The organism is Anaeromyxobacter paludicola (assembly GCF_023169965.1).
Classification (GTDB): domain Bacteria; phylum Myxococcota; class Myxococcia; order Myxococcales; family Anaeromyxobacteraceae; genus Anaeromyxobacter_B; species Anaeromyxobacter_B paludicola.
Genome location: NZ_AP025592.1, coordinates 3265940 through 3280485, shown reverse-complemented (window position 1 = coordinate 3280485; position 14546 = coordinate 3265940). Strand labels below are relative to the sequence as shown.

At 74.0% G+C, this 14546-nt stretch carries 12 protein-coding genes; 2 read left to right on the top strand and 10 right to left on the bottom strand.

What is annotated here, in order from left to right:
• Window positions 1–58 precede the first annotated feature (58 nt).
• The gene (locus tag AMPC_RS14670; protein WP_248342056.1) at window positions 59–2041 is read left to right on the top strand and encodes a LeuD/DmdB family oxidoreductase small subunit; all 1983 of its coding nucleotides are present in this window, start codon (window positions 59–61) and stop codon (window positions 2039–2041) included.
• A 24-nt stretch (window positions 2042–2065) separates the two neighbouring features.
• Here AMPC_RS14670 and tatC read toward each other — a convergent pair whose 3' ends face one another.
• Complete coding sequence (gene tatC, locus AMPC_RS14665) at window positions 2066–2854, bottom strand: twin-arginine translocase subunit TatC (protein WP_248342054.1); 789 nt, start codon at window positions 2852–2854, stop codon at window positions 2066–2068.
• The gene (tatB, locus tag AMPC_RS14660; RefSeq protein WP_248342052.1) at window positions 2851–3261 is read right to left on the bottom strand and encodes a Sec-independent protein translocase protein TatB; all 411 of its coding nucleotides are present in this window, start codon (window positions 3259–3261) and stop codon (window positions 2851–2853) included. Before tatB ends, tatC begins: the two co-directional genes overlap by 4 nt.
• Window positions 3262–3342: 81 nt before the next feature.
• Here tatB and AMPC_RS14655 point away from each other — a divergent pair, with 81 nt between their 5' ends.
• Window positions 3343–3786: an EVE domain-containing protein gene (locus tag AMPC_RS14655; RefSeq protein ID WP_248342051.1), complete on the top strand. Its 444-nt coding sequence runs from the start codon at window positions 3343–3345 to the stop codon at window positions 3784–3786.
• Window positions 3787–3832: 46 nt separating this feature from the next.
• Here AMPC_RS14655 and AMPC_RS14650 read toward each other — a convergent pair whose 3' ends face one another.
• The 8 genes from AMPC_RS14650 to AMPC_RS14615 form a co-directional block, all read right to left on the bottom strand.
• Window positions 3833–4624, bottom strand: coding sequence for a carbon-nitrogen hydrolase family protein (locus AMPC_RS14650; RefSeq protein WP_248342050.1), 792 nt, complete (start codon window positions 4622–4624; stop codon window positions 3833–3835).
• An 89-nt stretch (window positions 4625–4713) separates the two neighbouring features.
• Entirely contained in the window at window positions 4714–6822 is a 2109-nt protein-coding gene (locus AMPC_RS14645) for a methyl-accepting chemotaxis protein (protein ID WP_248342049.1), read from the bottom strand.
• 122 nt (window positions 6823–6944) lie between these two features.
• Window positions 6945–9443: a penicillin-binding protein 1A gene (locus tag AMPC_RS14640; RefSeq protein ID WP_248342048.1), complete on the bottom strand. Its 2499-nt coding sequence runs from the start codon at window positions 9441–9443 to the stop codon at window positions 6945–6947.
• Window positions 9444–9476: 33 nt separating this feature from the next.
• Window positions 9477–10487 (bottom strand): RluA family pseudouridine synthase, encoded by a 1011-nt coding sequence (locus AMPC_RS14635; protein ID WP_248342047.1) that lies wholly within the window; start codon window positions 10485–10487, stop codon window positions 9477–9479.
• A gap of 80 nt (window positions 10488–10567) precedes the next feature.
• A complete protein-coding gene (locus AMPC_RS14630) occupies window positions 10568–11566 on the bottom strand; it encodes an MBL fold metallo-hydrolase (RefSeq protein WP_248342046.1) in 999 nt (332 codons plus the stop codon).
• An 18-nt stretch (window positions 11567–11584) separates the two neighbouring features.
• On the bottom strand, window positions 11585–12472 hold the full coding sequence (locus AMPC_RS14625; RefSeq protein ID WP_248342045.1) for a DMT family transporter: 888 nt from the start codon (window positions 12470–12472) through the stop codon (window positions 11585–11587).
• Between the two features lie 12 nt (window positions 12473–12484).
• Entirely contained in the window at window positions 12485–13489 is a 1005-nt protein-coding gene (locus AMPC_RS14620) for an MBL fold metallo-hydrolase (RefSeq protein WP_248342043.1), read from the bottom strand.
• An 85-nt stretch (window positions 13490–13574) separates the two neighbouring features.
• Window positions 13575–14537 carry an electron transfer flavoprotein subunit alpha/FixB family protein gene (locus AMPC_RS14615; protein WP_248342038.1) on the bottom strand — a complete coding sequence of 321 codons (963 nt, stop codon included), beginning with the start codon at window positions 14535–14537 and terminating at the stop codon, window positions 13575–13577.
• Window positions 14538–14546 lie beyond the last annotated feature (9 nt).

Here is a 14546-nt window from a genome sequence, read left to right as displayed (position 1 = left end):
AGACGGCGGCGCAAGGCGCCGGAGGGAGCGCCGGAGAGCGCCGCGGCCCGGAGGGATCATGGACGAGAAGCACCCCATGACGCTCACCCAGAAGATCCTGGCCGAGCACGCGCTCGGCCTGCCGCGGCCGTGGGTCGAGCCGGGCGACGTGCTGCGCGTCCGGGTGGACTGGACCCTCGCGAGCGAGCTCGCCTGGAACGGGATGGAGCAGACCTGGGTCGCGCTCGGCCGCCCCCCGCCCCGCGACCCGGCCCGCTTCTTCCTCGCCGTCGATCACACCGTCGATCCGGTGACGCTCGCGAGCGACCCGCGCGCGCGGCGGCTGGCGCAGCGCTCGCGCGACTTCGCCCGCGCCCAGGGGCTCGTCCACTTCCACGACGCCAACGAGACCATCCTCCACACCCGCTTCTACCGGGAGCTGGTCGAGCCGGGCGAGCTCGTGCTCGGCGCCGATAGCCACACGAGCTCGCACGGCGGGCTGGGCGCGTTCGCGGTCGGGCTCGGCGGCGCCGACGTGGCCGCGGCCATGGCGCTCGGCGAGAGCTGGATCGAGGTGCCGGAGGCGATCGAGGTGGCCTACCGCGGGCGGCTCCCCTTCGGCCTCGGCGGCAAGGACGTGGTGCTCCGCACGCTCTCGCTCCTGCGCCGCAACGAGGCGGCCATGGAGCGGACGGTCGAGTACCGGGGCGACGTCGCCGGGTTCACCACCGACATGCGCTTCACCATCTGCAACATGACCGCCGAGCTCGGCGGCCTGAACGGCATCTTCGAGCCGGACGGCCGGGTGGCGGCCTGGCTCGCCGGGCGCGAGGCGCCGCCGCGCGCCCCGCGCTACCTGCGCGCCGACGAGGGGGCGCGCTACCGCTCGCGCCACGAGGTCCGGCTCGACGCCCTCTCGCCGCAGGTGGCCCGGCCGTTCAGCCCGGACAACGTCTTCGGCGTCGAGGAGGTGCGGGGCGAGCGGCTCGACGGCGTCTTCATCGGCGCCTGCACCACCACCGAGGAGGAGCTGGCGCTGGCGGGGCTGGTGCTCGAGGCGGCGCTCCAGGCCGGGCGGGAGCCCGCGGCGGCGGCGCCGGGCCGGCGGGTGGTGGTGCCGGGGGACCTCGCCATCCAGGAGAACCTGCGCGAGGCCGGGCTCTGGGTCGCCTACGAGCGGGCCGGCTTCGCGGTGGACCCGCCCGGCTGCTCCATGTGCCTCGGCGTGGCGAGCCGGAAGGCGGGGCCGGGCGAGGTCTGGCTCTCGTCGCAGAACCGGAACTTTCGCAACCGCATGGGCGAGGGGTCGCTCGCGTGGCTCGCCTCGGCCGCCACGGTGGCGGCGAGCGCGCTCGCGCTGCGGCTCGAGGACCCGCGCCCGCTGCTCGCCCGCCTGGATCCGGCGCGGCTGGAGCGGATCCTGGGCCGGGAGCGGCGGACGCCGTGGCCGGAGGTGCGGATCGACGCGCCCCGGCTCGCGGTGGCGCAGGCGGCCCGCGGCGAGGCCGGCGCGGCCGCGCCCGCGGGCGGCGTGGTGCGCGGCCGCGTGCAGCGCTTCGGGGACGCGGTGGACACCGACGCCATCATCCCCGGCGAGTTCTGCCACCTCTCCACCCCCGCCGAGCTCGGGGCGCACTGCTTCGCCCACGTCCGCCCCGAGTTCGTGGACCGGGCGCGCGGCGGGGCGACGGTGGTGGTGGCCGGCGAGGGCTGGGGCTCCGGCAGCTCGCGCGAGCAGGCGGTCTGGGCGCTGCGGGGCGCCGGGGTGCGGGCGGTGCTGGCGCGCAGCTACGCCTTCATCCACAAGCGCAACCTGGTGAACGAGGCGCTCCCCTTCCTCGTGCTCCGCGACGACGACTTCGACGCCCTCGCGGCCGAGGGGCGGGAGCTCGAGGTGGACCTCGCGCTGGGGCTCGTGCGCGACGTGGCGACCGGGCGGGAGTTCCGGGCCGAGCGGCCGACGCCCATCGTGCGGGCGCTGCAGGCCGAGGGCGGCCTCGTGGCCGCGGTGCGGCGGCACGGGGCGCGAGTGTTCGATCGGATCACGGCCGCGGGGGCGTGAGCGCCTCCCGCGACCGAGGCGCGGCTACGCCGCGGCCGGCTTCTTCTTCCCGAGGATGCGCGCCAGGATGATGCCGACCTCGTAGAACACGATCATCGGCACCGCCATGAGGGCGAGGTTGAACGGGTCGCCGGTGGGGGTGATGATCGCGGCGAGGAGCACGTTCACCACGATGGCGTGGCGGCGGTACTTGGCGAGGAAGTCGGCGGAGACGAGCCCGATCATCGACAGGAAGGCGATGATGACCGGCACCTCGAAGACCACGCCGAACCCGAGCAGCATCGCGAGCACCAGCGACAGGGCCTCCTCCATCTTGATGATGGGGGTCATGTCCGGGCCGGCGATGTCGCGCAGCGCCGGGAAGGCGTACGGCATCACGAGGAAGTAGCAGAAGGCCGCGCCCGAGTAGAACAGCAGGGTGCCGAAGGCGAGGAAGGGGATGACCACCTTCTTCTCGCGCTTGTAGAGCCCCGGCGCGATGAACTGCCAGATCTGGAAGAGCACCCAGGGCGCCGCCACGAAGAGGCCGCCGTAGAGCGCGACCTTCAGGTACACCATGAACGGCTCGATGAAGTTGGTGTACTTGAGCGACGCGTCGCCCTTCGGCAGCGCGGCCAGCACCGGCCGCATCACGTAGCGGTAGATGTCCTCGGACCAGTAGCCGACGAGGCACATCCCCACCAGCACGCCCAGGAGCGACTGGATGAGCCGCTTGCGAAGCTCGGTGAGGTGCTCGAAGAAGGACGCCTTGACCTCGCCCTCGGGCTCGGGAGGAGTCTCGGGGGCGGGGAGCTTCGGAGCGGTCTCGGTCATGCGGACTTGGCGGTGTCGGCGGCGGGGGCGGCCGGCTGCGCCGCGGCCTCGGGGGCGGGGGCGGCGGCCGGCGCGGCCGCGGGAGCCGGGGCAGCGGGCGCGTCGGCCAGGGCGACGTCGAGACCGGGCACGTTCTCGGCGCTCGCGACCGGCACCGGGCCGGCGGGCACCGGCGGACGCATCGCCGGCGGCTGGTTGTCCACGAGCGTGGGCGTGGGCCGCGGCGCCGGGTGATCCTCGGCGTACATCTCCTTCTCGAACTGCTGCTTCAGGTCGTCGGTGGCCTTCTTGAACTCGCGCATGCCCTTGCCGAGCTGCTTGGCCGCCTCGGGGAGCTTCTGCGGTCCGAGGAGGACGAGGGCCAGCACGAGGACGATCAGGATTTCGCCGAAGCCGAGACCGAACATGATTGCCGTCTATAACACGGCCTGGGCCGGGAATCTTTCGCCAGCGTTGCCCGGACCGGGCCCGGCCCTTAGACCTGCCGCATGGCCCAATGGCTGCTCAAGACCGAGCCCGGCGCGTACAGCTTCGAGGATCTGACGGCCGAGCGGCGCACCGCCTGGACGGGCGTGGCCAACCCGCAGGCCCAGGCCAACCTCCGGCACATGAAGGCCGGCGACCAGGCGGTCGTCTACCACTCGGGCGAGAAGCGGGCCGTCGGGCTCGCGAAGGTGGTCCGCGAGGCCTACCCGGACCCGACGGCCGAGGGCGCCGGCCTGGTCTGCGTGGACGTGGAGGCCGGCGCGGCGCTGCCGGCGCCCGTCCCCCTGGAGGCGCTCAAGCAGGAGCCCGCCTTCGAGGGGTCCGCCCTGATCCGGCAGGGCCGGCTCTCGGTGGTGCCGCTCTCGCCGGCCGAGTGGCGCGCCCTCACGGAGCTCGCCGACGTGATCGCCAAGACCGGCGGGCTGCGCCGGAAGAACCGCTTCTAGGCCGGCGCTCCGCGCGACCCGCCCCCGGGGCGGCCGGTCCCGCTCGTCACGGTCCGGTCCGGCAGCGCCGCGCCAGGAGCCCCGTCGCCGCCTCGAGGTCCAGCTCCAGGACGAGGAGCCCGTCCTGGCCGTAGGGCTGCCAGGCCAGCACGTTCCCGTCCGGGCCAGCCACCGCCGACGTGGTCGGAGCACCGTCGCTGGCGCAGTTCACGGAGGCGAAGTAGCAGCCGTTCTCCGCCGCGCGGCAGCGCACCGCCTGCTCGTGGAAGCTGTTCCCGGGGTCTCCGAAGCGCGTCGGGCGGAAGCCGCCCGGCTCGGCCCAGCCGTAGTGCGGGTGGAACACGACCTGCGCGCCCCGCCGCGCCGCCCACCGCACCGTCTCCGGATACCGCCAGCCCTCGTGGCAGATCGCGATCCCGAACGTCAGCGGCCCGGTCGTGAACAGGCGCCGCTCCGCGCCGGGCGCGTACGCCGCGTCCTCGGACGGATCGAGCTGCACCTTGTCCTGCCACCCGAGGACCGCGCCGTCCCGGTCCACGACCAGCGCCGAGAGCCGCAGCTCCGCGCCCACGCGGCGCTCGGTCCCGAGGATCACCGCGACGCCCGCGCTCGCCGCGGCGGCGCGCACGGCCGCCCAGGCTGCCTCCATGAAGCCGGCGTCGTACGGCGGCACCGCCTTGCCGGGCGCGCGGTAGCCGGGGACGTACGCCTCCGGGAAGCAGACGAGCCCGGCCCCCTCCCGCCCGGCCTGCGCGATCGCGCGCTCCGCCCGCGCGACGGCCTCGGCCGGCGTGTCGGGGTAGGTGAGGTTCGCGAGCGCGACGCGGAACGCGGCCATGGCTTCGGTCCTCGCACGGTGCGTGGGCCAGCGATGGTATCGCCCGCGCCGCGGCGGCGCCACGCGCGCGGGGGCCGGGCCCCCTCGGATCAGTTCAGCCGGAAGCGCTGCACCTCGCCGCTCAGCACCTCGGCCTGGGAGGCGAGGTCCTGGATGGCCTGCTCGAGCTCCTGCACGCTCGCCGTCTGCGCCTCGGCGACGTGCTTGATCTCCTCGACCGCCACCATCACCTGCTCCGAGCCCTGCGTCTGCTCCTTCTGGGCGCGGTTGAGGTGGTTCACCATCTCGCTGATCGACTCGATCGACTTCGTGATCTGCTTCGACCCGCGCGCCTGCTCCTGGCTCGAGCGCTCGACGTGCTTGGTGATGATCTTCATCTTCTCGGCGCTCTTCATGATCTGCTCGGAGCCCCGGGCCTGCTCGGCGGTGGCGGTCGCGATCTGCTGCACCGTCTCGGCGATCCGGTTGATCGCCATGGTGACCTGCTTCGAGCCGCGGGCCTGCTCGATGGTGGCGCGGGCGATCGCCTTCACCATCTGCGTCGCCTTGCCGGTCGAGTCGCGGATCTTGTTGAGCGCGGTCTGCGTCTCCTGGCCGAGCTTCACGCCCTCCTCGACGTTCTTCACGCCGCGGTCCATGGCGCGCACCGCGTTCTTCGACTGGTCCTGCACCGAGCGGATGAGCTCGCTGATCTCCTTGGTGGAGGCGCCGGTGCGCTCGGCGAGGTCCTTGATCTCGTCGGCGACCACCGCGAAGCCCTTGCCGTGCTCGCCCGACTGGGCGGCCAGGATGGCGGCGTTGAGGGCGAGCAGGTTGGTCTGCTCGGCCACGTCGTCGATGACGTTGAGGATGTTGCCGACGGTGGCGATCTTCTGGCCCAGGGCCTCGATGACCGTGGCCGCCTCCTTCGACGACTCCTTGATCTTGTCGATGCCGCCGAGGGTGCGCGACAGCGCCTCGGCGCCCATCTCGGCGTCCTTCTGCGCCTGCTCCGAGAGGCGCGCCGTCTCGTTGGCGTTCGACTCGACCTGGCTGATGGAGACGTCCATCTCGTTCATCGAGGAGCTCGTCTCCTCGGCGGTGGCGGAGAGGTCCTCGACGTTCTTCGCCACCTCCTTGATCGAGTAGGTCATCTCCTCGATGGCGGCGGTGGTCTCCTCCACGCTGGCGGCGAGCGACTGGATGTTCTCGGCCACCTCGTCGTTGGTGGCGGCCATCTCGAGGATCGAGGAGGACGACTCCTCGGCGCTCTGCGCCAGCACCTCGACGTTGTCCGCGATCCCCTTGAGGCTCGCGATCATCTGGCTCATCGAGCTGCCGGTCTCGGCCACCCGCACCGTCACCGTCTCCGAGCCGTCGGCCACGGTGGCGCCGGTCTTGGCGATCTTCTCGATGACCGCGCCCACGCCGTCGGTGACGCCCTTCACCCGCGACAGGGTCACGGTGAGGTTCTCGCCGATGCGGTTGAGCGACTCGGCGAGCGTCCCGATCTCGTCGTCGGCGCCCTTGCCGGCGCGGCTCGTGAGGTCGCAGTCGGAGACGCGGCGGGCGACGGCGCTCATCTCCTCGATCCGGCGCAGCACCACCCGGTTCGTGAGCAGGTACATGAGCAGGCCCATGAGCAGGCCGCCCAGGCCGAGGAAGCCGAGCACCACCCAGCGCGTGTGGCTCACGCGCTGCTCGGTGTCGACCGGGTTGATGCCGAGGTAGACGTAGCCGAGGAGCCGCGCGCCGGGGGTGGTGGGGGTGGCGAGCCGCAGGTCGCCGCTCGCGTCGGTCACGGTCCGGATCGGCAGGGCGAAGGCGAAGCGATCCCCGACCCGCTGGAACGAGACGTCCTCGCGCCGCGCGGTGTCGGCGAGGAGCGCCGAGAGCTCCTCCGGCTGCGTCCCGTTCATCCGCTTCGCCAGCACCGACCGGTCGGGCCGCTGCACCACCGCGAAGGAGAGGTCGTCCTCCTGGAAGAGCTCGAGCGCCTTCTGCACCCGGTCGTCCTTCCCCTGGGCGAGAGGGGCGGCGATGGCCTCGGCGAGCTGGCGCGCGTCGCCGGCGACCCGCTGCGCGGCGGCGCGGTCGAACGACTCCCGCACCGACCGGTCGATGGCGACCGCCGTCAGGGACACCACCGCCACGTGCGCGATGGTGAAGGTGATGTAGAGCGTGCGCTTGAGGCCGAAGCTTTCGAGCGATGTCAGCATGGAGGGGGCCGGGCCCGGGACAGGAAAACCGCCTCTTGCCGCAGGCTTGGCCCGACCATGCTAAGCGGCGCCCCCTTGGGGGTCAAGGAAGCGGCCGGCCCACCCTTCCCCACCCGGGCGGCTCACTGGCTGAACAGGTCCTGCACCTCGACGCGCGGCGAGCCCCCCTGGTCGTCCTTCGGCTCGGTCCCCTCCTTGAACGGCTCGACCACGCCCCCGGGCGACGCCTTGCCGGTGAGGGGATCGATCGGGACCTCCACGATCCCCTCCGGCACCGGGAACTCGGGCTGGGGGCGGTCGGCGAGCGCCGCCTGCATGTAGGCGAGCCAGGTGGGGAGCGCGGCCCGGCCACCGGTCTCGTAACGGCCGAGCGGCTGCTCGTTCTGGTCGTAGCCGAACCAGACCGCGCCGACCACGTCGCGGGTGAACCCCATGAACCAGGTGTCGAAGGAGTCGTTGGTGGTGCCGGTCTTCCCGGCCGCCGGCTTGCCGAGGCGCGCCGCCTGCGCCCCGGTGCCCACCGTGGCCACCTCCTGCATGAGGTGGACGACGATGTAGGCGGTCCGCTCGTCCATCACCCGCTCCCTCGGGCGCTCCACCTCCGCCACCGCCGCCGCGAGCCGCTCGCCGAGCGGCACCCAGGGATCGCGCCAGTCGGCGTGGTCCTCGAGCACCCGCCCGTCGCGGTCGAGCACCCGCTTCACGAGCGTGCTCCGCCCCTTCTCGCCGTAGCGGTCGAGGAGCGCGTAGACGTTGGCGAGCTCGAAGGGCGTGACGCAGGAGCTGCCGAGGGCGCTCCCGAGCTCCGGCTTCACCGGGCTCTGCAGGCCGAGCGTCTTCGCCCAGGCGGCGAGCTGCTCCCCGCCGAGCGCGGCGGCGGTCTTCACCGCCGGGATGTTCATCGAGTGGACGAGCGCGTCGCGCAGCGTGACGTCGCCCTTGAAGGCCGAGCCGTAGTTCTCGGGCTTCCAGGCCTGGCCGGTGGTCTCGTCGCGCAGCACCATGGGCGCGTCGGTGAGGAGCGTGGCCGGGGTGTAGTCGAGCTTCTCCACCGCCGCGGTGTAGACCACCGGCTTGAAGGCCGACCCCGGCTGGCGGCAGGCCTGCATGGCGCGGTTGAACTCGGAGGCGTCGAAGTCGTAGCCGCCCACCATCGCGAGGACGTAGCCGCTCCAGGGGTCCACCGAGACGAGCGCGCCCTGGAGCTTCGGCTCCTGCTCGAGGGAGAGGAGGAGCGTCGCCTCCGGCACGGCGGCCCGCGCCTTGCCGGTCTCCTCGGCCTGCAGCTCCTTGCGGGTGCGGCGCCGGACCGCCACCACGTCGCCGGCGGCGAGCGCCTTCGACGGCTTCGTGAGGAGCGCGCCCGGGTAGCTCACGGTGGGGTTGGGCGAGCGGGCCCAGCGCATCCCGGCGATGGGCAGGATCCCCTCCCGGCCGCCCACGTCCACGCGGACCAGCCCCTCCGCGTCGTCCACCCGGTCCACGATGCCGACGAGGTAGTCGCCCGGCGCCGGGTCGGGGAAGGCCTGCGCGATCCGCTTCGAGAGCGCGGCGCGCTCCGCCCCGGACACCCGCGCCACCGGCCCGTACCAGCCCTGCCGGTGGTCCACCTCCATGAGCCCGTGCAGGAGGGCCGCGCGGGCGGCGCGCTGGTCCTCGAGGTCCATCGCCGCCTCGACGCGGAGCCCGTCCTTGAGGACCCGGTCGTCGCCCCAGCGCTGGGCCGCGAGCTGGCGGAGCTGCTCCGAGTAGAACGGCGCCTCCTCGCGGAAGAGGTCGCGCAGCGGGAACACCTTCACCGCCTCGGCCTCCGCCTCGGCCCGCTCGGCCTCGGTCGCGTACCCGTCCTCGACCATGCGCCGGAGCACGTAGCGGCGCCGGGCGGCCGCCGCCTCGGGGTGGGCGAACGGCGAGTAGCGGGTGGGCGCCTGCGGCAGGCCGGCGAGGAGCGAGGCCTCGGCGAGCGTGAGCTCCGACACGTCCTTGTGGAAGTAGTTCCGCGCCGCCGCCTGCACACCGTAGCTGTGGTGGCCGAGGAAGACGCCGTTCAGGTAGAGCCAGAGGATCTCGTCCTTGGTGAAGGCCGCCTCGAGCCGCTGCGCCAGGATGAACTCGCGCAGCTTGCGCCCCAGGGTCCGGCGCGAGCCCTCGGCGAACCCCTCCTGCGAGATGAGCAGCGCCTTCGCCGTCTGCTGGGTGAGGGTGGAGCCGCCCTGCACGCCGCGGCGGAGGACGTAGGTGTTGAGCGCGGCGCGGAGCGTGCCCTGCCAGTCCACGCCGTGGTGCTCGAAGAAGTGCTGGTCCTCGGAGGCGATGAAGGCCTGCACCAGCCGGCGCGGGATCCGGTCGAACGGGACCACCTCGCGGTTCTCGACGAAGAGCTCCCCCGCGAGCTGGCCGTCGGCGCTCACGAGCTCGGTCACCACCGGCGGGCGCCAGCCGGCGAGGCTCGGGAGCCCGGGCAGGCCGCGCGAGTAGCGGGCGTGGAGGGAGGCCCAGGCGAAGGCCGCGGCGCCGGCCCCGAGCGCCAGGAGGAGGAGCAGCGCCAGGCCGATCCGCCACACCCAGCGGAGCCGCCGCGGGCGGGGGCTCCTGCCGGTCGGGGCGGCGCGCTCGCTCATCGCACCGGAAGTTAGGCCGGGCGGGACCCCGGATCAACGTCCCGGCGCGGCGGGCGGCGCCTTCGCGCGCGACCCGCCCGGCGGGGGCGCCGCCAGGTTCATCCGGGAGAGGACCTCGGCGAGCTCGCCCGGGAGCGGCGCCTCGAGCCGGACCCGCCCCCCGGTGACCGGGTGCGGCAGCTCCAGCTTCCATGCGTGCAGGAACATCCGGTCGAGCCCCCACCGCTGCTTCGCGATCCGGTTGAAGGGGAAGTCGCCGTAGCGCCGGTCGCCCGCCACCGGGTGGCCCACCGACTCGAGGTGGCGCCGGATCTGGTGGGTGCGCCCGGTCTCGATCCGGACCGCGAGCAGGGTCGCCTCCTTCATCGACGAGACCACGCGCCAGTGGGTCACCGCCTCCTGCATGTTCACGCCGCGCATCGCCTTGCTCTTGCCGGTCTGCTCGTGCTCGGAGAGCGGGAGGTCGATGGTGCCCTCGGGGCGGGTGAGCTTGCCCTTCGCGAGGGCGAGGTAGGTCTTCTTCACGCCCTCCCCGCTCGTGAAGATGTGGGTGAGGCCGACCATCGCCTTGCGGGTCTTCGCCACCACCACGATGCCGGAGGTCTCCCGGTCGAGCCGGTGCGCCGGCGAGGGGACGAAGGCGCCGGCGGGCGGCTCGGCCGGGACCTCCAGGTAGGCGCGGGCCTGCTCCACCAGCGTGGCGCCGGTGATGCCGGTGCCGGGGTGGGCGGCGAGGCCGGAGGGCTTGTCCACCGCGAGCAGGTGCTCGTCCTCGAAGAGCACGCCGAAGGTGACCTTCACCTCGGCCGGCCGCGGGGGGCGCTTCTCGCCGGGGGCGCGGAGCTGCTCCTCGTCGCCGCGGATCGACACCTTGTCGCCGGCCGCGAGGAGCTGCTCGGGCCGGCCGCGGGCGCCGTTCACCCGCACCTTGCGGGTGCGGAGCATCTTGAAGACGTGCGACAGCGGCACGTCCTTGAGGGCCTTGCGCAGGAGCTTGTCGAGCCGCTGCCCGGCGGCCTCCTCGGTCACGACGATCTCGATCACGGGCGAGTCTTACCGCAGATGGCGCGGGTTCGCCGGTTTCGGGCGCGGGCGCTCCCGGGCGCGGCCGCGGGGGCGCCCCGCTACAGCAGCTCGAGCTGCCGACGCTCCACCAGCGGCTCCGCCCGGATCCCCTCGGCCCTGAGCGCCGCCGCGAGCTCGTGGGCGAAGCCGTGGACGGTGAGGCAGCGCGAGGCGCCGGTCGCCTTGGCGTAGCGGACCAGGCTCGGGAAGTCGGCGTGGTCGGAGAGCGGGAAGGCCGCGTCCACGCCGCGCCGGCCGAAGCGGGCGCCCTGGTCGAGCGCCCAGCCGGTGAGGATGGCGGTGCGGCGGCGGCGCACGTGGCGCATGGCGGCCGAGCCGGCGAGGTGCGGCGGCACCACCACCACCTCGCCCGGCGACGGCCCCTCCTCGTCGAGCGCCGACACGTTCTCGAGCGCCACCCCGTGCTCGGCGTAGACCCGGTTCACCGCGTGCACCGCCGGGTGGGCGCGGCAGCGGTAGCCGAGCGCGCCGAGGTGGGCCAGGATCTCCTGCGCCTTCCCGAGCGCGTAGGCGAGCAGCACCGGCGTGCAGCCGTCGGAGAGGGCGTCGTCCACGAAGCGGCGGATCGCGGCCAGCACCTCGTCCTTGGGCGGGAAGACGTAGCGCGGCAGCCCGAAGGTGCTCTCGAGCACCAGCACGTCGCAGGGCATCACCTCGCAGGGCTCGGCGGTGCGGGTGGGCTCGGTGCAGAAGTCGCCGGTGTAGCCGAGGGCGACGCCGTTGCGCTCCACCCGGATCTGCGCCGAGCCGAGGACGTGGCCGGCCGCGAAGAGCTCGATGGAGAGGTCGGCGAGCCCGAAGCGCTCGCGGTAGCGCACCGGCAGCGCCTCGGCCCGCTTCTTCTTCGGCTCGCCGAGCCGGTGCTTCATGAGCGCCACCGTGGGCGCGGTGGCGATGGTCCGCTCGTGGCGGCCGATGTGGTCGCCGTGGGCGTGGGAGACGAAGGCGCACTCCTTCTTCCGCGGCGCGTCGAGGTACAGGACGCTGCCGGGGACGTGGAGGGCGCCGTCGAGGAGCTCGATGGGAAGCCGCGGCATCGGAGCGCCCCTTCTACCTCACGAGGCCGACAGCTCGGAGCCGGGCGCGCGCGCGGCGAGGACCGCGCCGCCCACCTCCCCGGCCACCACGCCGAGGACGATGAGCCCGCCGCCGGCCCAGTCGAGCGGCCCGAGCGGCTCGCCGCCCCAGTAGTGGCTGAAGAGCGCCGCCGCCACCGGCTCGAGCGCGAAGATGAGGGCGGCGCGGACCGCGGTGGTGTGGCGCTGCGCCCAGTTCATGACGAAGAAGGCGAGGGCCGTCATGGCGAGGCCGGTGAAGGCGATCACCGGCCAGCCGCCCGGCGCCACCCGCGCCGGCCCCGGCTCGAGGAGCGCCAGCGCGCCGGTCCCGGCGAAGGTCACGCCCACCTGGATGAGCGTGAGCAGCACCACCGAGTGCCGCCGCGTCCACTCGCTCGTGTAGACGATCTGGAGCGCGAAGGCGATCGAGCAGAGGACGGTGAGGGCGTCGCCGAGCCGGACGTCGCCCGCCGGCGCGCCCTCCCAGGGCCGGGTGAGGAGGAGGAGCCCGGCGACGGCGAAGGCGACGCCGATCCAGGAGGCGAGCTGCACCTTGCGTCCGAGCAGCAGGCGGCCCAGGAACGGGACCGCCAGCACCGCGAGGCCGGTGAGGAACCCGGAGCGGGCCGGGGTGGTGTAGCGCAGGCCGAAGGTCTGGAAGACGAAGCCGGCGAGGAGGAAGGCGCCGAGGAGGAGCCCGTGCCTCACGAGCCCGGGCGTGGGCCGGTCGCGGCGCCAGAGGGCGGCGGCGCCGAGGGCCAGCGCGGCGAGGCCGAAGCGCAGGAAGAGGAAGAGGCCGGCCGGCGTGTGCGCGACCGTGTCGTGCACCAGCAGGAAGGTGGTGCCCCAGAAGAGCGTGAGGACGAGGAGGGCGAGATCGGCCACGGGGCCGACGTTCTACCCCGAGAGCCGGAAGCGGTACACCCCACCCTCCTCGGCGCGCGCCACCGCGCCCCGGGCCTCGAGCACCTCGAGGTTCGCCACCGCCTCCGAGACGGTGAGGAACAGGTCGCCCTCGCGGGCCCGGGGGAAGAGGTCGCGGGTGATCTCGTAGCCGGTGCGGGGGCCCCCGGCGAGGAGCGCGAGGATGCGGGCCTGGCGCTTGCCGTAGAACGCGACCAGGCCGTCGATGACCGCGCGGTGGTCGCCGAAGGGCGGGCCGTGGCCGGGCAGGACCCGCTCGACCGGGAGCGCCCGCAGCCGCGCGAGCGACTCGACGTAGCGGAGCAGCGGGTGGAAGGCGCCCTCCTCGCCGTTCGGCCCGAGCTCGATGATCGGGTTCGGGGAGACCTTCTCGAGCAGGTGGTCGGCGGAGAAGAAGAGGCCGTGCGCGGCGTCCCAGAGGCAGAGGAGGCCGGGGGTGTGGCCCGGCATGTGGACCAGCTCGGCCTCGAAGCGGGCGAAGGAGAGCCGCTCGCCGGGGAGCGCGGCGCGGACCTCGGGCAGCCGGCGGGCCAGGGTGAAGCCCGCGCCGACCTCGCGGGCGAGGGCGGCGAGCACGTCCGGCGGCACGCCGAGCCTCGCGAGGTGCGCGGCGTAGTGCGGCGCCTGCTCGCGCCAGCCGGGGGCCGAGGCGGCCACCTTGGCGTGGTCGGCCGGGTGGACGTGCACCGGTACCGGCGCGCCGCGGCGCTCCATCAGCGCCAGCGCCGCGCCGTAGTGATCGACGTGGCCGTGCGAGAGGTAGATGCGGCGGACGTCGGCGGGCGACCGGCCCAGTGCGGCGAGGCCGTCGAGCACGGCCGCGATCCCCTCCGGCGAGCCGAGGCCGGAGTCCCAGAGGCAGAGCCCGCCGCCTTCGTCCTCGAGGGCGTAGACGTTGACCGGCCCGCCGGCCTGCGGGAAGGGGACCGGGACCGGGATGCGGTGGATGCCGAGGGCGGCGAGGCCGGCGTCGGTCATGCGAGCGGGCCCGCGCGGTGAGACGGCCCCCTCCCCGACCCTCCCCCGCTTCGCGGGAGAGGGAGAGAGGGGATCCCCGGCCCCGTCACTTCCCGGCCTTGATCTTCGCCCGCAGCTCCGGCAGGGCCTTGAAGAGGTCGGCCACGAGCCCGTAGTCGGCGAGCGCGAAGATGGGCGCCTCGGGGTCCTTGTTGACGGCCACGATCACCTTCGAGCCCTTCATGCCGGCGAGGTGCTGGATGGCGCCGGAGATGCCGGCGGCCACGTAGAGCTCCGGCGCGACCACCTTGCCGGTCTGCCCCACCTGCCAGTCGTTCGGGACCCAGCCGGCGTCCACCGCGGCGCGGCTCGCGCCCACCGCGGCGCCGAGCTCGTCGGCGAGCGCCTCGACCTCCTTGAAGTCGCCCTTGGTGCCGCGGCCGCCGGAGACCACGATGCGCGCGTCGGTCAGCTCCGGCCGCTCGCTCTTCACCTCCTTGAAGGAGACGAAGCGGGTCCGGAGCGCGGCCGGGTCCACGCTCGCCGCGACCGGGACGACGCTCCCCTGCCCTTCCCGCGGCGCCGGCTGGAACTCGGTGGTGCGCACCGTGAACACCTTCACCGGCGTGGCGAGCTCCACCTCCGCGAGCACGTTGCCGGCCCACATCGGCCGGCGGAAGGTGACCGCGCCGCCGTCGCCGGCGAAGCCGAGCACCTCGGTGGCCATGGCCGCCTCGAGGCGGGCCGCCACGCGGGGCAGGAGATCCTTGCCGAACGCGGTCGCGCCGGCGCCGACGTAGGTGGCCCCGACGTCCTTCGCGAGCTGCGCCACCACCGGCGCGTAGGACTCGGCGAGGTAGTGCTCGAGGCCGGGGGCGTCGGCCACCCGCACCTCCACCCCGTGGGCGGCGAGCTCCTCCGCGGCCCCTCCCACCCCGGCGCCGAGGACCGCGGCGACGAGCTTCCCGCCCGTCCGGCGCGCCACCTCGCGACCGGCGCCGAGCGCGTGGAAGGTGGCCTTCTTGAGGGCGCCCTGGGCCTGCTCCGCGACGATGAGGACGTTCGACATGGCGACCTC